Genomic DNA, 23,488 nt, shown 5'->3' with positions numbered 1-23,488 from the left:
CCGGGCGCGAAAATGTCGGCGTGTAGGTAGCAGAAGGAACGCGAAGCGTCAAGGCGCGACGGGGCCGGCGCAGCCCTGGAACGCCTGCGCGGCAGGCCGCTCACGCGGGGCCCGGCGGAGCGTCGCGCGCCGGAGCGCAGCCCCGCCGAGGCGGCGGGCGGGTCACGGCAGGCGCAGCACCAGCAGCCACTCGCGGTTGCCCGCGGGCCCCTCGATGGGCGACTCGGCGTGGCCCAGCACCTCGAACCCGAGGCCGGCCGCCGCGGCGGCGATCCCGTCCAGCGCGGCGCGCCGCTTGGCGTCGTCGCGCACCACGCCGCCCTTCCCCACCTCGCCCTTGCCCACCTCGAACTGGGGCTTCACGAGCAGCACCGCCTGGCCGCCCGGGAGGAGGATTGCCTTCACCGCCGGGAGGATGAGGCGCAGCGAGATGAAGGACAGATCCCCGACCACCAGCTCGACCCGCTCGCCCAGGGCCTCGGACGTGAGCTGCCGCGCGTTCTCGCGCTCCCGCACCACCACGCGCGGATCGGCGCGCAGCCGCGGGTGGAGCTGCCCGTAGCCCACGTCGACCGCGTACACCTTCGCGGCGCCGCGCTGGAGCAGCAGGTCGGTGAAGCCGCCGGTGGACGCGCCCAGGTCGGCGCAGGTCCGGCCGCGTGGGTCGACCGCCGGGAACACCTCGAGCGCCTTCTCCAGCTTGAGCGCGCCGCGCGAGACGTAGCGCTGCGGCGCGGCCCCGTCCTTCAGGCGGATGGGCGCCTCGGGGTCCACCAGCTGCCCGGGCTTGTCCGCCCGCGCCTCGCCGACGACCACCGCGCCGGCCATCACCAGCGCCTGGGCGCGGGTGCGCGACTCGGCCAGGCCGCGCGCGACCAGCAGCACGTCTATCCGTTCCCGCTTCTTCTTCACGGGGCTGCGCCCCGCCCCGCGGAGCGGAGCTCCGCGGGGCCCCACCCTGCTGCGCGGGACCCGTGACCTCGCGCGCCCGCGTTCGCGGGCTCGCGCGAGGTCCCCGCGGGCGCGCCTGACGGCGCGCGATCGAGAACTGCGACCGGCGCTGGCAACGCGCTCACCGCCTACGCCACGCCGCGCGCCTTGCGGTCGCCCACCAGGGCGCGGCAGGCCGCGGCGATCGCGTCGGCGTCGATGCCCACCCAGGCGCGCTGCTTCGCCTGCTCGGCGTGGGTGATGAACTCGTCGGGGATGCCGAGGCGCCGCACGCCCAGGCCGGCCTCGAGCAGCCCGCGGCGCTCGAACGCCTCCAGGCAGGCGGTGCCGAAGCCGCCGGCGAGGCACCCCTCCTCCACCGTGACCACGCGCTTCGCGCGGCCCGCCTCGGCGCAGATCAGCTCCTCGTCGAGCGGCTTCACGAACCGCGGATCGACGACCGTGGCCGCCACGCCCTCGGCGGCGAGCGCCTCGGCGGCGGCGAGCGCGGCCTTCAGCGTGGTGCCGGCCGCGACCACGCACACGTCCGGCTTGCCCGGGACGTTCCGCGCCAGCCGCCCCTTGCCGATCTCCAGCACGCGCGCGGGCTCGAGCGCCACCCCCTCGCCGGCGCCGCGCGGGTAGCGGAGGGCCGCCGGCCCGTCGTGCTGCAGCGAGGTGTGCAGCATGTGGCGCAGCTCGTTCTCGTCCGACGGGGCCATGACCACCAGCCCCGGCACGCAGCGCAGGTAGGCGAGGTCGAACGCGCCCTGGTGCGTCTTGCCGTCGGCGCCCACGAGGCCACCGCGGTCGAGCGCGAACGTCACCGGCAGCTTCTGCAGCGCCACGTCGTGGATGATCTGGTCGTAGGCGCGCTGCAGGAACGTCGAGTAGATGGCCACCACCGGCCGGATCCCCTCGCACGCCAGGCCCGCCGCGAACGTCACCGCGTGCTGCTCGGCGATGCCGACGTCGTAGGTGCGGTCCGGGAAGCGCTGCTTCGCCTTGATGAGCCCGGTGCCCTCGAGCATCGCCGCGGTGATGGCCACGACCCTGGGGTCGTGCTCCATCTCCTCGCAGAGCGCCTCGGCGAACAGGTCGGTGTAGGCCTTCGCCCCGGGCGACTTCTTCACCGGCTTGCCGGTGGCCACGTCGAAGAAGGACAGGCCGTGGCCGCGCGTGGCCTTGTCCGACTCCGCCGGGTGATAGCCCTTGCCCTTGGTGGTGATGGCGTGCAGCAGCACCGGGCCGTCGAAGATGGCGAGCTTCTGGAACGTCTCCACCAGCCCCTTCACGTCGTGCCCGTCCACCGGGCCGACGTAGTGGAAGCCGAGCCCCTCGAACAGGATGCCGGGGGTGACGAGCGCCTTGGTGGCGTTGATGCCGTGGCGGATGATCTCGATCGCCTCCGGCCCCTTGGGCACGCTCTCCAGGAACTCCTTCACCTGGCGGCGCCAGCGGTTGTACGTGCGCGAGGCGAACTTCTTCGAGAACCACTCCGACAGCGCGCCCACGTTGGGCGAGATCGACATCTCGTTGTCGTTCAGCACCACCAGCAGGTTGCGCCCGAGGTAGCCGGCCTGGTTCAGGCCCTCGAAGGCCACGCCGCCGGTCATGGCGCCGTCGCCCACCACCGCCACCACCTTGCCCGGCTCGCCGGTGACGCGCTTCGCCTCGATCATGCCGAGCGCGGCGCTGATCGCGGTGGAGGCGTGCCCCACGCCGAACGCGTCGTGCGCCGACTCGTGCCGCTCGGGGAAGCCCGCCAGGCCACCCTCGGTGCGGATGGTCCGGAACGCCTCGCGCCGGCCGGTGAGCAGCTTGTGCGCGTACGCCTGGTGCCCCACGTCCCAGACGAGCTTGTCCTGCGGCGAGGAGAACACGTGGTGCAGCGCGACGTTGATCTCCACCGCGCCGAGCGACGAGCCGAGGTGGCCGCCGTTCCGGGCGCAGGTCTGGATGATCTGCTCGCGGATCTCCTGGCAGAGCGCGGGGAGCTGCTCGACCGGCACCTTCTTCAGGTCGGTCGGCGAGTCGATCGTGTCCAGCAGGCGGCCCATGGGCTCTCCTTCCCTTCCGTCACTTCTTGCGGGCGAGGACGAAGCGCGCCAGCGCGCGCAGCGCCTCGCCGCGGGGCCCGAGCGGCTCGATGGCCGCGAGCGCCTCGGCGAGCAGCGCCTCGGCGCGGCGGCGGGCCTCCTCCACCCCGACCACCGCGTGCAGCGTGGACTTCCCGGCGGCGGCGTCCTTGCCGGCGCGCTTGCCCAGGGTGGCCGCGTCGGCGGTGAGGTCGAGCAGGTCGTCGGCGATCTGGAACGCGAGCCCGAGCTTCAGGCCCACCGGGTACGCCGCCTCGACGGGGACCCCGGCGCAGCGCGCGCCGCCCGCGACCGCGGCCGCGAGCAGCGCGCCGGTCTTGGTCCGCATCAGCTCCATGACCTCGGCCTCACCGAGGCGCGCGTGCTCGCCGGCCATGTCGCGGGCCTGGCCCTCGACCATGAGCTGCGCGTTCTCGGCGAGCAGGCGCGCGAGCGGTGCCGCCGCGGGGTCGGGCGAGGCGAGGAGGTGCGCGAACGCGAGCGACTGCAGCCCGTCGCCCACCAGCACCGCCGTCGGCTCGTCGTACGCCTTGTGCACGGTGGGCCGGCCGCGGCGCAGGTCGTCGTCGTCCATGGCGGGCAGGTCGTCGTGGACGAGCGAGTAGGTGTGGATGGCCTCGAGCGCCACCGCGAAGCGCATCGCCAGCGAGGCGTCGGACGCGTCGCCGCCGTGCGCCTCGCACGCGGCGAGCACCAGCGCCGGGCGCATGCGCTTGCCGCCGCCCAGCAGCGCGTAGCGCATCGCCTCCACCAGCCGCGGCGGGCCGCCCGGCGCGCGGGCGTCGGCCAGCGCGGCCAGGCGCGGCTCGACGCGCTCCGCCACGCTGCGCAGGTACGCCTCGATCGGGAACGGGGTCGTCAAGGTGACGGACCTTTTAGCACAAGCGGCGCGGACGGATCGCCCGCCGGCGCCCGCGAGCGGGGCGCGGCGGGGTGGCCTAGGCCGGCGTCGGAACGGCGCCCGCGCGCTGATCGAGGATCTCGCGGATCCGGGCCACCAGCCGGTCCATGTCGAGGGGCTTGGGGAAGTAGTCCACCGCGCCCGCCTCGATCCCGGCGCGCTCGTCGTCGGCGCTCTTGCGCGCCGAGATGAAGATCACCGGGATGTCCCCGAACGTCGGGTTCTTCTTGATGGCGCGGCACAGCTCGAAGCCGTCGATCCAGGACATCATCACGTCGAGCAGGATCACGTCCGGCCGGTCCACGTGCATGGCGGAGATGAGCCGCAGGCCGTTCGCCGCCTGGCCCACGTCGAACCCCTCCAGCTCCAGCGCGAGCGTCAGCATCTCGCGCGTGTCGCGGTCGTCGTCGACGATGATGACCTTGGGCTTGCGCATGCGTGGCTCGGCCGTCATCGGGTCACGGGCCCCGGCCGCCCTCGGGCTCGAACGGAACCGCCTCGTCGTCGCCGTCCGCGCCGCGCACCAGGAGCTCCACCCGGCGCTCGGCGTCGTCCAGCTTCCGCGACGCCTCCTTCGCCAGCCGTACGCCCTCCGCGAACCGCTCGATGGACTGCTCCAGCGTGAGCTGCCCGGATTCCAGCTCGCCGACGACGCGCTCCAGGCGCGCCACGAGCGCATCGTAGGGCTCTGCGGCTCCGGCCGCCTCGGTGTCCGATCGACGCTCGCTCGCCTCGCTCACGCTTCCTCCGCGATTTCCTTACTTAACGACGCCGCAAAGGGGGGTCAACGGCCTCCCCGCCGTGGCCGGGCCTTTCGGGTTCCCCCGCGGGCCCGGAGCGCCCCGGCAACGGGTCGTCGCCCGCATCCCGCCCGGTGATGCGAGCATCGAGCCAGCCCTCCGCGAGGGCCACCCGGACCCCGTCTCCCACCTGTGCATCGGCGCTGCGCAGGAGCAGGTGCCCGTCGCGCAGGGCGAGCGCGAACCCGCGGGCCAGCAGCTTCGCCACGTTGGCCGGCTCGAGGCGCGCCCCCAGCCGCTCGAGGCGCATGGCCTCGCGCCGGAAGGTGGCCGCCTGCCAGCCCCCCAGGCGGCGCGTCGCCGACTCCATGCGTGCCCGGAGCGCGCGCACCCGTGCCCGGGGCTCGAGCCGGGTCAGCCGGCCGCGCAGGGCGTCCAGGGCCGCCCGCTCGCGGCGCCGCGGCCCGCGCACCGCCGCCTCGGCCCGGTGGGCGAGATCGTCGAGCCGGTGGCGCTCGCGCGAGAGCAGGTGCTTCGGGTCGGCCAGCTCGGCCCGCAGCGCGCGCAGGGTGCGGCGCCGGCCCTCGACGGCGCCGGCCTGTGCCCGCGCCAGCCGCGCGCGGAGCGCGGCCACCCGCTCGACCAGCTCGTCCCGCACCGGCACCACCAGCTGCGCGGCGTGGGTGGGGGTGGCGGCGCGAACGTCGGCCACGAGGTCGGCGACGGTGACGTCCACCTCGTGCCCGACCGCCGACACCACCGGCACCGGGCAGGCGGCGATGGCGCGCGCCAGCCGCTCGTCGTTGAACGCCCACAGGTCCTCCTGCGAGCCGCCGCCGCGCGTGACCACGACCACGTCCACCCCGGCGCGGCAGAGCGCGCGCACCGCCGAGATCACCGTCGCGGCCGCGCCCTCGCCCTGCACGCGGCAGGGCGCGATCAGCACCGGCGCGCCGGGGAAACGCGCGTGGAGCACGCGCAGGAGATCGCGGAGCGCCGCGCCGGTCGGGCTGGTGGCCACGCCGACGCGCGCCGGGAGGAACGGCAGCGGACGCTTGCGGGCCGGATCGAGCAGCCCCTCGGCCTGGAGCCGCTCCTTGAGCTGCTGGAGCTGGAGCGCCTGGGCCCCGGCCCCGCGCGGCTCCAGCTCCTGGACCACGAGCTGGTACTTGCCGTGCGGCGGGTAGATCTCGACGAAGCCGCGGGCCAGCACCTCCAGGCCTTCCCCGGGCGCGAAGGCCAGCCGGCGCGCCTGCGAGGCCCACATGACCGCGCCGATCACCGCGTCGTCGTCCTTGAGCGAGAAGTAGACGTGCCCGCTGGCCTGCCGCCGCAGGTTCGCCACCTCGCCCGCCACCCACACGTCGCGGAACCGCGGCTCGATCGCGCTCTTCAGCGCGCGGGTCAGCTCGCGGACGGTGTACGGGCGCGGCAGCGCCTTCTCGACGGCGGCGCGCTCGCGCTCGGCGGCGGCGGGCCGGGACGGCTCGGCCTCGCGCCCGGCCGCGGCGCGCTCGGCGTCGGAACGCTCGGGATCGGGGCGCTCCGCGGCGGGAGGCTCCGCGCGGACGCGCTCCGCGGCGGCCCGCTCGGCGGCGCGCGCGAACAGGTCGCCGGTGGCGCCGGCGCCGGGGGGCTTCGGCCGGCTCACCGCGCCCGCCCCGCCGCGCGCCTCGGCCGTGCCCCGGCGCGCGCCTCCACCAGCCGCTCCAGCAACGCGTCCACGTCCTCCTGCGCGCGCAGGCACCAGGGCGCGAGCGTGCGCCCGCTGCCCACGTGCACGCCGAACACGAGCGGCTCGCCCACCGCGAACGCGTCCTCGTCGGTGACGTCGTCGCCGGCGTAGAGCGCCGCGTCGCAGCCGAGCCGCGCGAGCAGCGCGCGCACCGCGTCGCCCTTCGACGGGAAGTCGTGCGGGAGCACGTTCAGCACCTTCTTGCCCGGGATGAGCCGGGTGCCGGCGAGCTGGTTGGCGGCCTCGTACACCGCGTGCTCGGAGCGGCGCCAGGAACGCGTGAGCCCGTAGTGGATGGCGAGCGTGGAGCGCTTGTCCTCGAAGTGGACGCCCGGCACCCCCTCCAGCGCCGCCTCGAGCTGCCGCCGCCAGCCGCGCACCGTCCGCAGCACGCGGGCCGGGACCGGGACCGGGTGCCCGAGCTCGAACCCGTGGTTGCCGACCACCGTCGGGACGACGTCGCCCACGAACCGGTGGGTGTCGCGCCAGGCGCGACCGGAGACCACCGCCACCGGGTACAGCCCGGCCACCCGCGCCAGGAGCGTGCGGGTGGAGGGGCGCATGCGGGCGCCGGCGGGATCCTTGACGATGGGGGCGAGGACGCCGTCGTAGTCGAAGGCGAGCAGGACGGGGCGGCGCGCCCCCTCGCCGAGGAAGCGGTCGAGCGCGGCGCGGTGGCGGGGGTGGAGGAGATCCTTCATGGCGCGGGGCCGTGGAGTCTAGCATTCCCGCGCGTCGGCCCGCGCGGTGCGGCCGGGGATCTTCGTCTCGCCGGGGAAGGCACGTACAATCGGCGCGTGCCACGCATCCTGGTCGCCGAGGGACACCCGGCCACGCGCGAGTTCGTCGCCCGGAGCCTCGCCGACGCCGGCCTGGAGGCGATCGCCCCCGAGGACCCTCAGCAGGTGTTCGAGCTGTACGCGGCGCAGCGCCCCGACGCGGTGGTGCTCGCGGCCGACCTCGCCGCCGGGCCGGCCGGCCCGCTCGCGCAGCGGCTCCGCGGCGCCGATCCCCGCGCGCTCCTGGTGGTCGCCGACAAGGAGCACCTGGGCAAGGCGCGCGGGCTCGCCGCGGTGCTCCCGCTGAAGCCGAACGCGTACGTGGCCGACCCCACCCGCCGCGAGCTGGTGGACAAGGTGCAGCAGCTCGTGGCGCAGGCCGCGGCGGCGGCGCGCGCCCGGCTGCGAGGCTCGGCGCTGGTGCTGTCGCGGGCGCCGGCAGCGCTCGGCGAGGTGCGGCCCGGCGTGGTGGCGCGGCTGCTGCACCAGATCTGGCGCTCGGCGGCCGAGGGGGTGCTGGTGCTGGAGGAGCCGGCCGGGCCGGCGCGGCGCATGTTCTTCCAGCGCGGCGCGCCGGTGGCGCTCCAGTCCGACGATCCCGCCGACGCGCTGGTGCGCTGGCTGCGCGACGCCGGGCGGCTCGACGCCGCGGCGCAGCGCGCCGCGGTGGAGGGGATGGCGAGCGGCCTCAGCCCCGGCGCCGCGCTGGTGGCGGCGGGCGTGCTCGAGCCCGGCGAGCCGCTCTCGGCGGCGCTGCGCGCGCACCTCGAGGCGCTGGTGGCGCGGGCCGTCGGCGCGCGCGAGGGCCGGTGGCGCTTCCACCCGGGCGGCGAGTTCGCGGGGGAGATCCACGCCACGCCCGTGCTCCCGCTGCGCGCCATCCTCGAGGGCGCCCGCAGCGGCATCCCGGCGCGGCACTTCTCCGAGGCGCTGCGCGCCGTCACCGACGCCTACCCGGTCCGCACCGGCGACTTCCAGCAGATCCTCCCCGCCGCCGGCCTCTCCAGCGCCGACCTGCGACTGGCGGTCTCCCTCGACGGCCGGACCCGCATGCGCGACTGGCTCGAAGCCCGGCGCACCGAGCTGCGCGACGCGCTGACGCTGCTGTGGTTCCTGTCGATGGTCGGCGCGGTGGCGTTCCACGAGGCGCCCGAGGCCGGCGACGCCGTGTACGGCAAGGTGCCCGCCCCGCCCCGTCGCCGCCCCCTCCCCGCCGACCGCGCCGAGGCGGTGCGCCAGGCCGCGCTGCAGATCCTGCCCGGCAGCTACTTCCGCGCGCTCGGGGTCGACATCTCGGCCGGGCCGCCGGAGATCGAGGCCGCCTACCGCGAGGTCGCCGGACGCTTCCACCCCGACGCGTTCGCGCAGTTCGAGGTCGGCGACCTCGAGGACCTGCTCGCGGCGGTGCAGGACAAGGTGACCGCCGCGTACAAGGTGCTGTCCACGCCGGAGAAGCGCGAGGCGTACCTCTCGTTCCTGATGCTGCGCTACGAGCTGTCCGGCGTTCGCCGCCCCGGGATCGACGTGGCGGCCGAGATCGCGCTGAAGCGCGGCGAGCGCGCGCTGCGGGCGAGGCGCATCTCCGACGCGCTGGCCGCGTTCCGCGAGGCGGTGGAGCGCAACCCGCGCGAGCCCGAGTACCTCGCCATGCTCGGGTTCGCCGCGCTGCACGACCCCGCGCTCCCGCCCGGCGAGCGCGCCCAGGAGGCCCGCCGGCAGGCGAGGAAGGCGCTCTCGCTCGCCCCCGACGGCGGCCGCGCCGCCGCCGTGCTGGCGCTCGCCGAGGCCGCGCTGGGCGAGGTGGCCGAGGCGCGCCGCGTGACGCTGGCGGCGCTGAAGGCGCAGCCGGACCGGGAGCTGCTGAAGCAGGTGCTGCACCGGCTGAACGCGGCGTGAGGGATCGAGGTCCGCGGGCTGGCGCCGGAGGTCCGCTCAGCGCCCCACGTCCCACCCTCGGGCATCTCGTGAGCCGATCCCCGCGGCCGGGCACCCGTCCCCGACCGCCGCAGGCCCCTCCACGCCCGAGCTACGCCGCCACCGTCCGCGACGCCTTCTCTCCCTCGCGGACCACGTCGGCGAGCGCGGTGATGAAGTCGGGGCGGGTGCCGAGCGCGGGCACGCGCAGGTACGCCGCCGCGCCGGCCTTCTCCGCGGCCTCCTTCGCGAGGATGTCCATGTCGTAGAGCGTCTCGAGGTGCTCCGAGACGAACGCGATGGGCACGGCCACGACGGCGAGGTCCTTCGCGCTGGCCTCGAGGTACTTCACGGTGTCCGGGCCGAGCCACTTCGCCGGGCCGACGCGGCTCTGGTAGGTGAGCTGCCAGTCGGCGGCGCCGGCGCGGCGCGCGGTCTCGCGGGCGGAGTGCTCCACGTAGCCGGGGTACGGGTCGCCCTTGCGCACCTGGCTCATGGGCAGGCCGTGCGCGCTGAACACCACGCGCGTGCGCCCGCGCAGCGCGGCCGGGACCCGCTCCAGCGTCTCGCGCAGCGCCGCGGCCGAGGCCTCCAGGTAGCCCTCGTGATCGTGCCAGGTGCAGACCTCGGCGAGCGGACGATCCTTCGGCCAGAGGCGGCGCAGCTCCAGGAGCGAGCTGAGCGTGGTGGCGTTCGCGTACTGCGGGTACAGCGGCAGCGCCACCGCGCGGGTGGCCCCGGCGGCGAGCGCCTCGCGGACGCCCTCCTCGGTGTTGGGGTGCCCGCAGCGCATGGCCAGGTGGCACGAGTACCCGGGACCGAGCGCGGCCTGGAGCGCGCGCGCCTGGGCCTCGGTGCCCTCCACCAGCGGCGACTTCCCGCCGATGAGCTGGTACTTCTCCGCCGAGGACGGCGCGCGCGTGCGCGAGATGAGCTTCGCGATCACCTTGCGGAACGGGCCGAACGGCGCCGTGATCACCAGCGGGTCGGAGAACAGCTCGTAGAGGTACGGCTCGACCTCCGCGAGGTTCCTCGGCCCGCCGAGGTTCATGAGGAAGACGGCCGTGTGGCTCATGCGGCTCCCCGGCGGCGGCGCGCCCGCGCGCGCGGCTACACCGTGCGCGAGAACTGCTTCTTGCCGCCTTCCTTCTTCAGGTAGGCGTCGAACAGCATGGCCACGTTGCGGACCAGGAGCTGGCCGAGCGGCGTCACCTTCAGCACGTCGCCGTCGAAGGTGACCAGCCCGTCCTCCTCCAGCTCCTTCACGCCGGCGCGCAGGTCGGCCTCGATGGCGGCCCGGCCCTCCGGCCCGAACTTCTCCGCGATCTCGCGGAGGTCGAGGCGGAGCAGGCACATGACGCGGTTGATGGTGAACCGCCGCATCACGTCGTCCGCGGACATGGAGGCGCCGCGGTCCACCGGGATGATCCCGGCCTCGACCTTCGCCTCCCAGTCCTTGAGCTTGTGCGCGTTCTGCGCGTACGCGCCGCCGATGTCCGAGATGGAGGTCATCCCGAACGCCACCGTGTCCTCGGCGGGGCGGACGGTGTAGCCCTGGAAGTTGCGGTACAGGTAGCCGCCGCTCTGCGCCACGGCCAGCTCGTCCGACTCCAGCGCGAAGTGGTCGAGGCCGATGAGCCGGTACCCGGCGCCGGTGAACGCCTCCACCGCCGACAGGAACAGCTCCACGCGCTGCTCGGTCTTCGGCAGCGCCTCCTGCGGCAGCAGGCGCTGGTGCGGCTTCGACCACGGCACGTAGGCGAAGCCGAACACCGCCATGCGGTCCGGGTGGATGGCGAGGATGCGCTCGAGCGTCTTCTTCCAGGTGTCCGGCGTCTGATAGGGCAGCCCGTAGATCAGGTCGAGGTTGACGCCCTTGAAGCCGTTGTCGCGGGCGGCCTGCACCAGGTCGGCGGTCTCCTTCTCGCCCTGGATGCGCCCCACCACCTCCTGCACCCGCGCGTCGAAGTCCTGCACGCCCATCGAGATGCGGTTGAACCCGAGCTTCGCCAGCACCTCGATCTGCGAGCGGGTGGTGATGGCCGGGTCGATCTCGATCGCCTTCTCGGCGTCGGACGTGAACGTGAAGTGGCGCGCCAGGATGTCGTGGCAGCGCACCAGCTGCTTCTCGTCGAGGAAGGTGGGCGTCCCGCCGCCCCAGTGGAGCTGCGAGGCCGCGCGCCGGTCGGGCAGCTTCGCCGCCACCAGCGCGACCTCCTTCTCGAGCACGTCGAGGTAGGCGTCGGCGCGGGTGCGATCGTGCGTCGCCACCACGTTGCAGCCGCAGAAGCGGCACATCTCCCGGCAGAACGGGAGGTGCACGTAGATGGAGAGCGGGCCGCCCTGCTGGTTCGCGCGCGCCAGGTGCTCGACGTACTGCGCCGGACCGAACGCCTCGGTCCACTCCGGCGCGGTCGGGTAGCTGGTGTAGCGCGGCCCGGGACGGTCGTACTTCTTGATGAGCTGCGTGGACGGGATCTGGATCACGCCGATCGCCTCACTTCCAGCCGAAGGCGTGGACCGCGTCCACCACCGCCTTCACGTTCTCGGTCGGGGTGCCCACCTGGATCCCGTGGCCGAGGTTGAAGATGTAACCCGGGGTCGGCCCGGCCGCCCGGAGCAGCTGCTGGGCCCGCGCCACCGCGACGTCGCGAGGCCCGAGGAGCAGCGTCGAGTCGTAGTTGCCCTGCACCGCCACGCCCGGCAGCCGGGCGCGCGCCTCGTCGATGGGGATGCGCCAATCCACCGAGACGACGTCGTAGCCGAGCTTCGCCATCGGCTCGAGGTGCGCGGTGGTGCCGGTGGAGAACAGGATCGACGGGACGCCGGTCTTGCGCACCGCCTCGGCGATGCGGGCGAGGTACGGGAAGCTGAACTCCTCGAGATCCTCGCGGGCCAGCTCGCCCAGCCAGCTCTCGAAGATCTGGGCCGCGTGCGCGCCGGCCGCCACCTGCTCCTCGATCTGCACGATCGCGGCCTGGGTGAGCTTCTCGAACAGCGCGTGCGCCGTCGCCGGCTCGGCGTACAGCATGGTCTTCAGCCGGGTGAAGCCCTGGCTCCCGCCCTCGACGGCGTAGCTCGCCACCGTGAACGGACCGCCCACGAAGCCGATGAGCGGCACGCGGTCGGCGAGGGCGGCGCGGATGGCGCGCACGCCGTCGAGCACGTACGGCAGGTCCTTCTTCGGGACCGGCACGCGCAGCGCGTCCACGTCGGCGCGGGTGCGCACCGGGTTGCCGATCTTCGGCCCGCCGTCGCCCTTGCCCTTCTCGCCCTTCTCGAAGGAGAGGTCGAGGCCCATGGCCGGCAGGTGGACCAGGATGTCCGAGAACAGGATGGCGGCGTCGAAGCCGAACTCGTCGATGGGCGCGACCGTCACCTGGGCGATGAGCTCCGGCGAGCGGCACAGCTCCAGGAAGCTCACCTTCTGGCGGACGGCGCGGTAGGACGGCTGGTAGCGGCCGGCCTGGCGCATCATCCAGACGGGAACGCGGTCGACGGGCTCACGGCGGCACGCGGCGAGGAATCTGTGGGTCATGGGGGCCGCCATCTTAGTCCAGGTCCCCCCGAAACACACACCGTTCGGGTCGATGTTCCGTGGCCCCGCGCGCGGGACCCTGCCGCCCTCCGGACGCCCGCCGCCCCGGTCGCCGGCCGGACGGGCGGCGTCCTCAGGATGCCAGGGCGGCCACCGCGGCCGCGGCGGTGATGCCCGCCACCCGGACCGTCTTGCGCCGCCCGGTCTCGCCGCGGAGGAGCTCCACGTCGGCCCGCCGGACCCCCAGCGCCGCCGCCAGGAACTCCACCAGGGCGGCGTTGGCCGCCCCGTCCACCGGCGGCGCCGCGAGCTGGATCTTGAGCCGACCGTCGTGCTCGCCCACGGCGCGGGTGCGGGAGGCGCGCGGCTGGACCAGGATCTCCAGCACCGCCGCGCCACCCTCGTCGCGCGCCCAGGCCATCAGCGCAGCCCGAGCAGCACGATCTTCGCCTTGTCGGCGAGCTCGACCATGCGCGGGAGGTCCATGACCAGCGTGGCCCCCGCCTCGACCGCCAGCAGCCGGCCACGCGCCTCGCGCAGCGACACCACCGTGTCGGGCCCGACCGCGGGCAGGTCGAAGCGGCGGTCCTGGTGCGGCTTCACCGCCTTCGCCACCACGAAGCCGCCCGACTTCGCCAGCTCGCCGCCGCGCCGGATGCAGGCGTCGGTGCCCTCGAGCGCCTCGACCGCCAGCGCCACCCGGTCCTTCACCACCACCGTCTGTCCCAGGTCGAGGCGGCCGATGCCGCGCGCCAGCTCCAGCCCGTAGCGCGCGTCCTCCAGCTCCTCGGGCGTGGGCTGGTGCCGGCCCAGCACGCCCTCCGGCGCCAGCCGGTCGGTGAGGAACGGGGTCGGGTCGGTGATGGCGACGCCCTCCTCCTCGAGGAAGCGCGCCATGGCCCGGAGCAGGTTGTCGTCGGAGCGGACCGCCACGCGCGCCAGCACCCGCACGCCGGTCGCGTCGAGCATGGCGTCGGCGAAGAAGCGCTTCTTGGTGATGGAGCCGAGCATGACGCACTCGGTGGCCCCGCCGGCGCGCAGCCCCTCCAGCAGGTGGCCGATCTGCCCCAGCTTCACCCAGGTGATCGCGTCCACCTGCTTCGCCAGCTCGGGGTCGGTCTCGGACTTGTGCGCCACCGCCACCACGCGGTGGCCGGCGCGGCGCGCGCTCTCCGCGAACAGGAGCGGGAACCGCCCGCCGCCGGCGATGAGGCCGATGGTCGCCACGGCTAGCGGGTGATGCCGCGCTGCGAGCCCTTCAGGAACGCGATGAAGTGGTCGGTCTCGGGGTGGCCGGCGAGCTCCGCCTCGAGCTGCGCGATGGCCTCGGCCAGGCCGAGGCTCGACCGGAACACGATCTTGTATGCCTGCTTCACGCGGCCGACCTGCTCCTCGGTCATGCCCGCGCGCTGCATGCCGATGGTGTTCAGCCCGGCCAGCTCGCCGCGCGCGCCCGCCACGGTGCAGTACGGCGCGACGTCCATGGCGACGCCGGTCATGCCGCCCACGAACGCGAGCCGCCCGACGCGGCAGAACTGGTGCGACGCGGACAGGCCGCCGAAGTGCACGTGGTCCTCGATGAGCACGTGGCCGGCGATGGCGACCGAGTTCGCGATGATGGCCCCGTCGCCCACCTGGCAGTCGTGGCCGATGTGGCTGCTCGCCATGAACAGGCCGCCCGAGCCGATGCGGGTCACCCCGCCGCCGCCGGCGGTCCCGAGGTTCACGGTGGCGAACTCGCGGAACGTGTTGCGGTCGCCGATGACGAGCGCGGTGTCCTCGCCCCGGTACTTCAGGTCCTGCGGGATGCCGCCGATGACCGCGTGCGGGAAGATCCGGTTCGACGCGCCGAGCGTGGTCCGGCCGGTCACGACCGCGTGCGCGCCGACCGAGTTGCCGGGGCCCATGCGAACCAGCGGGCCGATCACGGCGTACGGGCCGATGTCGCAGGACGGATCGACCTGCGCGCCGGCCTCGACGATGGCGGTGGGGTGGATTGCCATGACGCCCGTGCTCCTCGATCGTCTGCTACCGCTCGCGGTCGGCGAGCATCGCCATGAACTCGGCCTCGGCGACCACCTGGCCGTCGACGCGCGCGACGCCGGTCTGCTTCCAGACGGCGCCCTTCTGCTTCGTCACCTCGACCTCGAGCTCGAGCCGGTCGCCCGGCACCACCGGGCGGCGGAAGCGCGCCCCGTCGATGCCCATGAGGTAGGTGATCTTGTCCTTCACCTCGTCGGGCTGCAGGGACATCGTGGCGAGCAGCGCGGCCGCCTGGGCGAGCGCCTCCAGGATGAGCACCCCGGGCATCACCGGCTGGGCCGGGAAGTGCCCCTGGAAGAACGGCTCGTTCATGGTGACGCCCTTCAGCGCCACCAGCCGCCGGTGCGCCTCGAACTCCACCACCCGGTCCACCAGCAGGAACGGCGGCCGGTGCGGCAGCAGCTTCTGGATCCCGACCACGTCGAGGATCGACTTGCGCTCCGCGCTCTCGCTCATGGCTCGTCCTCGCCGGCGTCCGCGCGCAGCCGCTCCACCTCGCGGCGCAGGCTGCGCAGTTCCTTGCGCATGTCGTGCAGGTGATCGAGCGACGCCATCGCCTTCAGCCAGTTGCCGTGGGGCACGGCCGGCGAGCCGGACACGGTCTCACCGGCCTCCACGTCGGCCATCACGCCGGACTGCGCGCCGATCCGCACGCCGTCGCCGATCTCGAGGTGGCCGACGATGCCGGCCTGGCCGCCCGCCACCACGCCCATGCCGAGCTTGGTGGAGCCGGCGACGCCCACCTGCGACACGAGCAGGCTGAGCGGGCCGACCTGGACGTTGTGCGCGATCTGCACCAGGTTGTCGATCTTGGCGCCGCGGCCGATGCGCGTGGTGCCGAGGGTGGCGCGATCCACGCACGTGTTCGCGCCCACCTCCACGTCGTCCTCGATCACCACGTTCCCGACCTGCGGGACCTTGTAGTGGCGGGGGCCCTTGCCCTCGCCCTCCGGATCGAACGCGAACCCGAAGCCGTCGGAGCCGATCACGCAGCCCGGCTGCAGGATGACGCGGTTGCCCACGGCGCAGCGCTCGCGCACCACCACGTTGTGGTAGAACACGCAGTCCTCGCCCACCCGCGCCCCGTCGGCCACGTGCACGCCCGGGAACAGGATGGTGCGCGCGCCCACCTGCGCGTCGGGCCCGACGCATGCGAGCGGCATCACCTGCGCGCTCGGGTGGACCCGCGCGGTCGGGTGGATCACCGCGGTCGGCGCCACCTCCGGCACCGCCTCGCGGGGCGGGTGGAACAGCGTCGAGATCTTCGCGAACGCGAGGTACGCGTTCGCGACGCGCAGCACCGTGCGGCCGGCCGCGACCTGCTCGTCCGGCTCGACCACCACCGCGCCGGCGCGCGACGCCTCGAACGCCTTGCGGTACTTGCGGTTCGAGAAGAACGAGATCTCGGACGCGGAGGCCTCCTCGAGCGGCGAGATGCCGTCGAGCCGCAGGCTCCCGTCGCCCTCCACCGCGCCGCCGACGCGGGCGGCGAGCTCCGCGAGCGTGTAGGACGCCACGGCCGCGCCTACTTCTTCCCGGCGGCCGGCTTGGCCGGCTCGGCCTTCTTCGCCTGCCCGGCGGCCTTGCTCCCGGCGCCGAAGCGGGCGTTGTACTTGCGGACCAGCTCGTTGGTGAGGTCGAGCGACTGCGGCGCGTACACGATGCCCGCGTCGTTGCGCTCGAACACCATGGTGAACCCGTCCGCCTCGGCGATCTCGCGGATGACGCCGGTCATCTTGTCCACGATGCCGCGCATCACCTCGCCCTCGCGCTGCGAGAGGTCCTTCTGGAGCTGCACGAACAGCTGCTGCAGCTCCATCGCCTTCCGGTCGAGCTCGGACGCCTTGTCCTTCTTCGCCTGATCGGCCATCACGACCGCCTGCTTGTCGAACTCGGCCTTGAGCTTGTCGAACTCGGCCTTCTTCTGGTCGATGACCTTCTGCTTCTCGTCGAAGTCCTTCTTCAGCACGGCCGTGGCGGACTTGCCCTCGTCCACCTCGCGGATGGCGCGCTGCAGGTCCACGAAGCCGAACTTGGCCTCGGCGGCGCGGGCGGCGGTGGCGGAGAGGAGGAGGGCGAGCAGGGAGAGGCGAGCGAGAGTGCGCATGGCGGGTCCTTCGGTGGATCAGAAGAAGTTGCCGATGGTGAACTGGAAGTCGAGCGCCTGATCGACGTATTCGCCGGTCAGCTTGTCCTTGCGGCGATTCAGCGGGATGCCCCACTCGAAGCGGAGCGGGCCGATGGGGCTGAACCACCGGAAGCCGAACCCGACCGACTTGTAGAGCGACAGCGGCACGTCGGGATCGGAGTACTTGCCGCGGGCGAACGCGTTGCCCATGTCGCTGAACAGCACCCCGCGCACGCCCACCTTCTCGACGATGGGGAACTCGAGCTCGAGGTTCAGGACGAGCTGCTTGTCGCCGCCGACCGCCAGCGGGTAGAGCGCGGACGACGGGTTGCGCGAGCGGCCCACGTCCTCGGCCGGCGCGATGGAGAGGTACCGGTAGCCGCGCAGCGAGTTGATGCCGCCCACGTAGTACAGCTCGGAGATGGGCACCTGGTGCGAGGCGTCCCAGTTGCGGATGTAGCCGAGCGTCAGCTTCGCGCGGGCGATGAGGCCGAGGAACACCGGCCGGTACCAGCGCGCGTCCACCGCGTACCGGGTGAACAGGTTCACGTTCTGCCCGAACGCCCACTGCGGCGCGAGGAGCGGCGGGGCGGCCTCGGCGCTGGTGGAGATGAACCAGCCACGCGACGGGAACAGGCGGTTGTCGCGCTTGTCCCACTGGAGCGAGAGGCGCAGCGCGCTGGTGGTGCCGGACTTGAACTGGTTCGCGTAGAGCAGGCCGGAGTCGGAGGCCGACACCGACACGTACTCGTTCGTGTAGGTGGCGAACAGGCGCAGGTCGTCGAGCTTCCGCGCGAACGACCACCACGGGTAGAGGCCGGAGAGCTCGTAGCCCCAGGTCATCGAGCCGCCGATGGCCCGCCGGGTGAACGTCGTGTAGTAGCCCTCGGTCGCGTACAGGTCGAAGGCGAAGGTCCAGCGCGTGTCGAGGAAGTACGGCTCGACGAACTGGATCTGCCCGAGCTGGCGGATCGACGACCACTGCACCTGCAGCGAGAGCGTCTGGCCCCAGCCGAAGAAGTTGTTCTGCGAGATCTGCCCGGTGAGGATGAAGTTCTCGTAGGACGAGAAGCCGGCGCCCACCTGGAACGTGCCGGTCGCCTTCTCCTTCACCTCCACCGTGGCGACGATGGTGTCGTCCTTGCTGCCCTTCTTGGTGGTGATCTCGACCGTCTCGAAGAAGCCCAGCGCGGTGATGCGCTGCTTCGACGCCTTGATCCCGGTGCCGCTGTAGAGCTCGCCCTCGTAGATCCGCAGCTCGCGGCGGATCACCTTGTCGCGCGTCTTGTCGTTGCCGATGATCTCGATGCGCTCGAAGTGGACCTTCGGGCCGGGCTGCACCTCGAAGTTGATGTCCACGATGCGGCGCTTCGGATCGGTGTTGGTGAGCGGGGTGACGTTCGCGTACGCGTACCCCATGTCCTTGTAGAGGTCGCCGATGGCGAAGATGTCGGCGCCCACCTTCGAGCGCATGAACAGGTCGCCGGTCTTGGTGCGGACCATGCGCTTCAGCACCGGCTCGCGGTCGAGGAGCTGGCCGCTGAACTCGATCTTGCCGATGTCGTACTTCTCGCCCTCCTCCACCGGGATGGTGATGAAGAGGAACCGGCGGTCCGGCGAGAGCGCGACGGACGGCTTCCCGACCTTCACCGTCACGTAGCCCTTGTCCATGTAGACGGCCTGGACGGACTGGAGGTCGTGCTGGAACGCCTCCTCCTTGTACGTGCCGGTGGAGTTCAGGAACGACAGGAGGTTCCCCTCCTGCGTCTGCATGAACGGGGTGATGTCGTCCTTCGGGACGTGATCGTTCCCGAGGAAGCGGATCTCCTTCACCTGGACCTTGGCCTTCTCGTCCACGGTGTAGATCACGTCCGCCTGGTTGTCGGGGAGGTCCACGACCTTCCAGGTCACGTCGGCGAGGTAGTACCCCTTCTCGACGTACTTCTCCTGGATCTTCTTCACGTCCTTGCGGACGACGGCCAGGTCGAGCACCGCGTACGGCTTCAGCTCGACGGTGTCCTTGAGGTCGTCCTTGGAGAGCGCCTCGTTCCCGACGATCTTCGCCTCGTGGACGGTGGGCCGCTCCACCACCTTGAAGATCAGGGCGGGCGAGGCCTCCGGCCCCTCCAGCTCGGCGGTCGCGTCCGCGAACAGGCCCAGGCGCATGATGCCGCGGAGGTCCTGGTCCACCTTCTTGGGGTCGAGCGGCTCGCCCTTCTTACTGGAGATGGTCGCGCGGATCGCGTCCACCTCGACGCGGCGGTTGCCCTCGATGCGGACGTCCGACAGCACGGGGTCGGCGCCGCGCGCGAGCGCGGGCACCGCGGCCAGGAGCAGCGCCGCGAGCAGGACGGGGACGCTGAGCAGGTGGCGCGTCACGGAGCCGCGGAATCTAAACCGGCCCCTGGAAAACCTCAAACACTCTTGCGCCGTGGCCTGCCCCGTCGCCGCGCGACGCGGGGCGGGGGTCGCGGGGCGCGTCAAGCGAGCCGTCCCTGGACCAGGCGGAGCCGGCGCGGCAGCGCCGCGGCGAGCCGCTCGTTGTGCGTCACCACCACCGCGGTGATTCCCATCCGGACGTTCAGGTCTGCGAGCAAGGCGTGGATTCCCTCGGCGGTCTGGGGGTCGAGGTTGCCGGTCGGCTCGTCCGCGAGCAGCAGCTTCGGCTGGAGGCACAGCGCGCGGGCCAGCGCGACGCGCTGCTGCTCCCCGCCGGACAGCTCGCCGGGCCGGTGCTCCATCCGCTCGCCCAGGCCGACCGTCTCCAGCATCTCGGCGGCGCGGCGGCGGGCGTCGCCGCGGGCCACGCGGCGGATGAGCGCCGGCATCATGGCGTTCTCCAGCGCGGTGAACTCGGGCAGCAGGTGGTGGCTCTGGAACACGAACCCGATGGTCTGGTTCCGGAACGCGGCCAGGCCGTCCTCGCCGCGCCCGAACACGTCCTCCCCCTCGAACAGGACCCGCCCGCGGGTGGGCACGTCGAGCGCGCCCAGCAGGTGCAGGAAGGTGCTCTTGCCGGCGCCGGACGGGCCGGTGAGCGCCACCAGCTCGCCGGCGGCGATCTCCAGGTCGATCCCGCGGAGCACCTCCAGGCGCTTCTCGCCCATGAGGTAGGTCTTCCCCAGACCCTCGATGCGGATGAGCGGCGCGGGCTGCATCACTCGTCCCGCAGCCCGTCCACGGGGTGGAGGCGGGCCGCCTTGGTGGCGGGGTAGATGGTGGCGAGGTACGAGAGCGCGAGCGCGGCCAGGCCGACCAGCGTGAACTGCGCGCCGTCGAGCAGCACCGGAAGGTTGGAGATGTAGTAGACGCCCGGGTCGAGCGGGATGCCGACCTTGTCGATGAGGAGGCAGGTGCCGAGCCCGAGCAGCAGGCCGAAGAGCGTGCCCACCGCCCCGATCACCACGCCCTCCACCACGAAGATCTTCATGACGCTGGGCACCCCGGCGCCCATCGACTTCAGCACCGCGATCTCCCGCCGCTTCTCCAGCACCTGCATGATGAGGGTGGCGACGATGATGAAGCTCGCCACCAGCACGATGAAGCCGAGGATCACCGCCATCACCACCTTCTCCATCTGCAGCGCGGAGAAGAGGCTGCGGTTCAGCTCGCCCCAGTCCTTGGCGCGGTAGGGCCAGCCGCCGAGCGCGAACACCACCCGGCCCATGACCGAGCGCGCGGCGTCGGCGTCGCGCACCTTCACCTCGAGCCCGGTGACCGTCTCCACGCCGAAGAACCGCTGCGCCTCGGGCAGCGAGATGTACGCGAACTTCGAGTCGTACTCGTACATGCCGCTGTAGAACACCGCCGCCACGCGGAACGGCCGGCTCTTCGGCTGCGGCCCGCCGGGGCCGAGGTCGCCGAACGGCGAGACCAGGTTCACCTGGTCGCCCACGAAGACCCGGAGCGCGTGCGCCAGCTCGCGCCCGATCACGATCCCGGGCAGCGGCCGGCCGGGGCGCGGCCGCTCCGGCGCGGCCCCGGCGTCGCCGTTCCCGCCCTCGCGGGGCAGCGGGATCTCCGCCGGCGCCTCCAGCCACTCCAGCCGGCCGTCCTGCACGCTCGCGGGCAGGTCGGTGACCGACCCGATCGTCTTCACGTCGATGCCCTTCAGGATCGCGCCGGTCAGGTTCTGGCCGGTGGAGAGCATCACCTCGTTGTAGAGGAACGGCGTGGCCGCCTCGACGCCACGCACCCCCAGCACCGTCTCGCGGATGCGGCGCCAGTCGCCGAAGTCGTCCTGCCCGTAGCTCAGCACCATGCCGTGCGCGGTGTGGCCCAGGATCTTCTTCTTCAGGTCGGCCTCGAAGCCGCTCATCACCGACAGCACCACCGTGAGCGCCCACACGCCGATGGCGACGCCGCCGATCGAGATGAGCGTCATGAGCAGCGTGGCCGGCATGCGCGGGCGGTGGAACAGCTCGCCGCGGCGGTAGGCGCGCCGCTCCCGGGCGTCGCGGACGAGCGACCACGCGAGCGCGAGGAGCAGGCCCGGGAGCAGCCCGGTCACCACCACCGCGAACAGCGCCGCCAGCGCCTTCGGCGAGAGCTTCAGGTGGCTGCGCGCCACGAACAGCTCGTAGGAGAGCGAGGCGTCCACGCGGCCGGCGCCCGCCAGCAGGTACGCGAGGCTCGCCCCCGCGAACACCGCCACCGCCGAGAGCAGGCCGGCCCCGAGCAGCCCGAGCACCACCACCAGCGTGCCCTGGGCCTCGAGCGCCTGGATCGCGCCCACCGCGCCGCGGACGCCCGGCGGCAGCACGCCCACCAGCACCGCGACCACCGCGGTCCACAGCAGCGTGGCGGCGGAGAGCTCGTAGAACGCGAGGCGCCGGCCCACCCGCGCGGCCGCGGCGCCGAACGCGCCGCCGAGCGCGGCGCCGGCGAGCGCGGCGAGGCCGCTGGCGAGCGGCGTGGGGAGGCCCAGCCGGTCGCCGAAGAAGGCGTGCGCCACCGGCGCCACCGCGGCGGCGCCGAACACGCCCGCCAGCACCAGCGCGAACGCGGCGAAGGAGAAGACCGGCGGCACCGGGTGGGCGGCGCCGTCGCGGGAGGCGGCGCCGGGCGCGGCCGCCGGGCGGGGGCCGGGCTCGGAGCCGGGCCGGTGCGGGACGGGATCGGACAAGGTCAGTCGCGGGACTTCAGCAGCGGGAACAGGATCACGTCGCGGATGGACGCCGAGTCGGTGAAGAGCATGGCCAGGCGATCGATGCCGATCCCCTCGCCCGCGGTGGGCGGCATGCCGTGCTCCAGCGCGCGGACGAAGTCCTCGTCGTAGGGCATGGCCTCCTCGTCGCCGGCGGCCTTGGCGCGCATCTGCGCCTCGAACCGCGCGCGCTGGTCGGCCGGGTCGTTCAGCTCGGAGAACGCGTTCGCGAGCTCCATGCCCGCGGCGAACAGCTCGAAGCGGTCCACCAGCCGGGGGTCGGCGTCGCGCCGGCGGGAGAGCGGGCTCGTCTCGAGCGGGAAGTCCACCACGAACGCGGGCCGGTCCTTCGGGAGCTGCGGCTCGCCGAAGATCTCGAACGCGAGCGCCACCGCCTCGCCCGGCGTCTTCTTCGCGGCCTGCTCCAGCTTCCAGGCGTCCTCGGAGTCGTTCTCGCGCGCCGCCGCGCGCGAGAGCGCCTCGGCGAGGCCGCGGCCGGCCAGCGCGTCGTCCGGCGACAGCCCCAGCGCTCGCGCGCCCACCTCCAGCATGGAGACGCGCGGGAACGGCGGGGTCAGGTCGATGGCCTGGCCCTGGAACGTCACCACCGGCCCGCCGGTCACCTCCACCGCGAGCCGGTGCATCAGCTCCTCGGTGAGGCGCATCAGGTCCTCGTGGGTGGCGTACGCCTGGTAGAACTCGATCGAGGTGAACTCCGGGTTGTGGCGCCGGTCGATCCCCTCGTTGCGCCAGATCCGGCCGATCTCGTACACGCGATCCAGGCCGCCCACCACGAGGCGCTTCAGGTGCAGCTCGGTGGCGATGCGGAGCTTCAGGTCCAGGTCGAGCGCGTTGTGGTGCGTCTCGAACGGCCGCGCGGCCGCGCCGCCGGCCTCCTCCGGCTTGTGCAGCGTGGGCGTCTCCACCTCGAGGTAGCCGCGCGCGTCCAGGAAGCGGCGGATCCCGGAGACGATGCGGGCGCGCTTCACGAACGCCTCGCGCACGCCGGGCGTCACCACCAGGTCCACGTAGCGCTGGCGGTAGCGCTGCTCCACGTCGGTGAGGCCGTGCCACTTCTCCGGCAGCGGGCGCGTCGCCTTGGTGAGGATGGTGAACGTCCGCGCCTCCAGCGTCAGCTCGCCGGTCTTGGTGCGGGTCGCCGGCCCCTCCGCGCCCACGATGTCGCCGATGTCGAGCAGCTTGAAGACCTCGAACGCCTGCTCGCCCACGCGATCCTTCTTCACCCACACCTGGAGCTCGGCGGAGCGGTCGCGGACGCGCAGGAACGCGGCCTTGCCGAAGGAGCGGACCGCCAGGACGCGACCGGCGAGCGACCAGTCGCCGGGGTCCTTCGCGATCTCCTCGGCGGGCTGGTCGCCGTAGTGGCGCAGCAGCTCGTCGGCGAGGTGGCGGGGCTGCCAGCCGTTTCCGAAGGGGTTCACGCCGAGGGCGCGGAGCGCCTCGGCCTTCTTCAGACGCTGCGCGATGATCTCGCGCTCGGTCGTTCCAAGTTCGTCGGCCATCGGGTGCGGAAT

21 protein-coding genes are annotated in these 23,488 nt (G+C 73.3%); 1 reads left to right on the top strand and 20 read right to left on the bottom strand.

Going from position 1 to position 23,488, the window contains the following annotated elements; genetic code table 11:
* Positions 1–162: 162 nt before the first annotated feature.
* The 7 genes from A2CP1_RS06125 to otsB form a co-directional block, all read right to left on the bottom strand.
* Positions 163–912 (bottom strand): TlyA family RNA methyltransferase, encoded by a 750-nt coding sequence (locus A2CP1_RS06125; protein WP_012632553.1) that lies wholly within the window; start codon positions 910–912, stop codon positions 163–165.
* Between the two features lie 167 nt (positions 913–1,079).
* Positions 1,080–2,990, bottom strand: a complete 1,911-nt coding sequence (gene dxs / locus A2CP1_RS06120; RefSeq protein ID WP_012632552.1) for a 1-deoxy-D-xylulose-5-phosphate synthase — start codon at positions 2,988–2,990, stop codon at positions 1,080–1,082.
* Between the two features lie 19 nt (positions 2,991–3,009).
* Positions 3,010–3,891: a polyprenyl synthetase family protein gene (locus tag A2CP1_RS06115; RefSeq protein ID WP_012632551.1), complete on the bottom strand. Its 882-nt coding sequence runs from the start codon at positions 3,889–3,891 to the stop codon at positions 3,010–3,012.
* Positions 3,892–3,967: 76 nt separating this feature from the next.
* Positions 3,968–4,366, bottom strand: a complete 399-nt coding sequence (locus A2CP1_RS06110) for a response regulator transcription factor (protein ID WP_012525214.1) — start codon at positions 4,364–4,366, stop codon at positions 3,968–3,970.
* A gap of 22 nt (positions 4,367–4,388) precedes the next feature.
* Complete coding sequence (xseB, locus tag A2CP1_RS06105) at positions 4,389–4,670, bottom strand: exodeoxyribonuclease VII small subunit (RefSeq protein ID WP_012525213.1); 282 nt, start codon at positions 4,668–4,670, stop codon at positions 4,389–4,391.
* A gap of 22 nt (positions 4,671–4,692) precedes the next feature.
* Positions 4,693–6,321, bottom strand: coding sequence for an exodeoxyribonuclease VII large subunit (gene xseA, locus A2CP1_RS06100; protein WP_012632550.1), 1,629 nt, complete (start codon positions 6,319–6,321; stop codon positions 4,693–4,695).
* The gene (otsB, locus tag A2CP1_RS06095) at positions 6,318–7,106 is read right to left on the bottom strand and encodes a trehalose-phosphatase (protein ID WP_012632549.1); all 789 of its coding nucleotides are present in this window, start codon (positions 7,104–7,106) and stop codon (positions 6,318–6,320) included. The genes xseA and otsB overlap by 4 nt, the downstream gene beginning before the upstream one ends.
* A 96-nt stretch (positions 7,107–7,202) precedes the next feature.
* Here otsB and A2CP1_RS06090 point away from each other — a divergent pair, with 96 nt between their 5' ends.
* A complete protein-coding gene (locus A2CP1_RS06090; RefSeq protein ID WP_012632548.1) occupies positions 7,203–9,080 on the top strand; it encodes a DnaJ domain-containing protein in 1,878 nt (625 codons plus the stop codon).
* Between the two features lie 130 nt (positions 9,081–9,210).
* On the opposite strand, the gene hemH is transcribed toward A2CP1_RS06090, so the two are convergent.
* The 13 genes from hemH to lysS all read right to left on the bottom strand — a co-directional run bounded on the left by hemH (position 9,211) and on the right by lysS (position 23,476).
* Complete coding sequence (gene hemH, locus A2CP1_RS06085) at positions 9,211–10,173, bottom strand: ferrochelatase (protein WP_012632547.1); 963 nt, start codon at positions 10,171–10,173, stop codon at positions 9,211–9,213.
* A gap of 35 nt (positions 10,174–10,208) precedes the next feature.
* A complete protein-coding gene (gene hemN, locus A2CP1_RS06080; protein ID WP_012632546.1) occupies positions 10,209–11,585 on the bottom strand; it encodes an oxygen-independent coproporphyrinogen III oxidase in 1,377 nt (458 codons plus the stop codon).
* A 10-nt stretch (positions 11,586–11,595) separates the two neighbouring features.
* Positions 11,596–12,636 carry a uroporphyrinogen decarboxylase gene (gene hemE, locus A2CP1_RS06075; protein WP_245529995.1) on the bottom strand — a complete coding sequence of 347 codons (1,041 nt, stop codon included), beginning with the start codon at positions 12,634–12,636 and terminating at the stop codon, positions 11,596–11,598.
* 133 nt (positions 12,637–12,769) lie between these two features.
* Positions 12,770–13,057 (bottom strand): DUF167 domain-containing protein, encoded by a 288-nt coding sequence (locus tag A2CP1_RS06070; RefSeq protein ID WP_012632544.1) that lies wholly within the window; start codon positions 13,055–13,057, stop codon positions 12,770–12,772.
* Positions 13,057–13,863, bottom strand: a complete 807-nt coding sequence (locus A2CP1_RS06065; RefSeq protein WP_012525204.1) for an LpxI family protein — start codon at positions 13,861–13,863, stop codon at positions 13,057–13,059. The genes A2CP1_RS06070 and A2CP1_RS06065 overlap by 1 nt, the downstream gene beginning before the upstream one ends.
* A 2-nt stretch (positions 13,864–13,865) precedes the next feature.
* Positions 13,866–14,639 carry an acyl-ACP--UDP-N-acetylglucosamine O-acyltransferase gene (gene lpxA, locus A2CP1_RS06060; RefSeq protein WP_011420143.1) on the bottom strand — a complete coding sequence of 258 codons (774 nt, stop codon included), beginning with the start codon at positions 14,637–14,639 and terminating at the stop codon, positions 13,866–13,868.
* Between the two features lie 25 nt (positions 14,640–14,664).
* A complete protein-coding gene (gene fabZ, locus A2CP1_RS06055) occupies positions 14,665–15,135 on the bottom strand; it encodes a 3-hydroxyacyl-ACP dehydratase FabZ (RefSeq protein ID WP_012632543.1) in 471 nt (156 codons plus the stop codon).
* Positions 15,132–16,196 carry a UDP-3-O-(3-hydroxymyristoyl)glucosamine N-acyltransferase gene (gene lpxD / locus A2CP1_RS06050; RefSeq protein WP_012632542.1) on the bottom strand — a complete coding sequence of 355 codons (1,065 nt, stop codon included), beginning with the start codon at positions 16,194–16,196 and terminating at the stop codon, positions 15,132–15,134. The genes fabZ and lpxD overlap by 4 nt, the downstream gene beginning before the upstream one ends.
* Positions 16,197–16,204: 8 nt before the next feature.
* A complete protein-coding gene (locus tag A2CP1_RS06045) occupies positions 16,205–16,786 on the bottom strand; it encodes an OmpH/Skp family outer membrane protein (protein WP_012525200.1) in 582 nt (193 codons plus the stop codon).
* Positions 16,787–16,804: 18 nt separating this feature from the next.
* Positions 16,805–19,186 (bottom strand): outer membrane protein assembly factor BamA, encoded by a 2,382-nt coding sequence (bamA, locus tag A2CP1_RS06040; RefSeq protein ID WP_012632541.1) that lies wholly within the window; start codon positions 19,184–19,186, stop codon positions 16,805–16,807.
* A 101-nt stretch (positions 19,187–19,287) separates the two neighbouring features.
* The gene (locus tag A2CP1_RS06035) at positions 19,288–19,965 is read right to left on the bottom strand and encodes an ABC transporter ATP-binding protein (RefSeq protein ID WP_012525198.1); all 678 of its coding nucleotides are present in this window, start codon (positions 19,963–19,965) and stop codon (positions 19,288–19,290) included.
* On the bottom strand, positions 19,965–21,932 hold the full coding sequence (locus tag A2CP1_RS06030; protein ID WP_012632540.1) for an ABC transporter permease: 1,968 nt from the start codon (positions 21,930–21,932) through the stop codon (positions 19,965–19,967). The genes A2CP1_RS06035 and A2CP1_RS06030 overlap by 1 nt, the downstream gene beginning before the upstream one ends.
* Positions 21,933–21,934: 2 nt before the next feature.
* Complete coding sequence (lysS, locus tag A2CP1_RS06025; RefSeq protein WP_012525196.1) at positions 21,935–23,476, bottom strand: lysine--tRNA ligase; 1,542 nt, start codon at positions 23,474–23,476, stop codon at positions 21,935–21,937.
* Between the last annotated feature and the right edge of the window lie 12 nt (positions 23,477–23,488).

The organism is Anaeromyxobacter dehalogenans 2CP-1 (assembly GCF_000022145.1).
Classification (GTDB): Bacteria; Myxococcota; Myxococcia; order Myxococcales; family Anaeromyxobacteraceae; genus Anaeromyxobacter; species Anaeromyxobacter dehalogenans.
Note: the sequence above shows the minus strand (reverse complement) of the source record. Positions and strands in the feature narration are given on the sequence as shown.

What these genes read in the sequence shown, in the direction of transcription:
- lysS (WP_012525196.1), bottom strand. Translation starts at nt 23,476, where the DNA reads ATGGCCGACGAACTTGGAACGACCGAGCGCGAGATCATCGCGCAGCGT.
- A2CP1_RS06045 (WP_012525200.1), bottom strand. Translation starts at nt 16,786, where the DNA reads ATGCGCACTCTCGCTCGCCTCTCCCTGCTCGCCCTCCTCCTCTCCGCC.
- dxs (WP_012632552.1), bottom strand. Translation starts at nt 2,990, where the DNA reads ATGGGCCGCCTGCTGGACACGATCGACTCGCCGACCGACCTGAAGAAG.
- A2CP1_RS06035 (WP_012525198.1), bottom strand. Translation starts at nt 19,965, where the DNA reads ATGCAGCCCGCGCCGCTCATCCGCATCGAGGGTCTGGGGAAGACCTAC.
- fabZ (WP_012632543.1), bottom strand. Translation starts at nt 15,135, where the DNA reads ATGAGCGAGAGCGCGGAGCGCAAGTCGATCCTCGACGTGGTCGGGATC.
- A2CP1_RS06110 (WP_012525214.1), bottom strand. Translation starts at nt 4,366, where the DNA reads ATGCGCAAGCCCAAGGTCATCATCGTCGACGACGACCGCGACACGCGC.
- otsB (WP_012632549.1), bottom strand. Translation starts at nt 7,106, where the DNA reads ATGAAGGATCTCCTCCACCCCCGCCACCGCGCCGCGCTCGACCGCTTC.
- hemE (WP_245529995.1), bottom strand. Translation starts at nt 12,636, where the DNA reads ATGACCCACAGATTCCTCGCCGCGTGCCGCCGTGAGCCCGTCGACCGC.
- A2CP1_RS06070 (WP_012632544.1), bottom strand. Translation starts at nt 13,057, where the DNA reads ATGGCCTGGGCGCGCGACGAGGGTGGCGCGGCGGTGCTGGAGATCCTG.
- hemH (WP_012632547.1), bottom strand. Translation starts at nt 10,173, where the DNA reads ATGAGCCACACGGCCGTCTTCCTCATGAACCTCGGCGGGCCGAGGAAC.
- lpxA (WP_011420143.1), bottom strand. Translation starts at nt 14,639, where the DNA reads ATGGCAATCCACCCCACCGCCATCGTCGAGGCCGGCGCGCAGGTCGAT.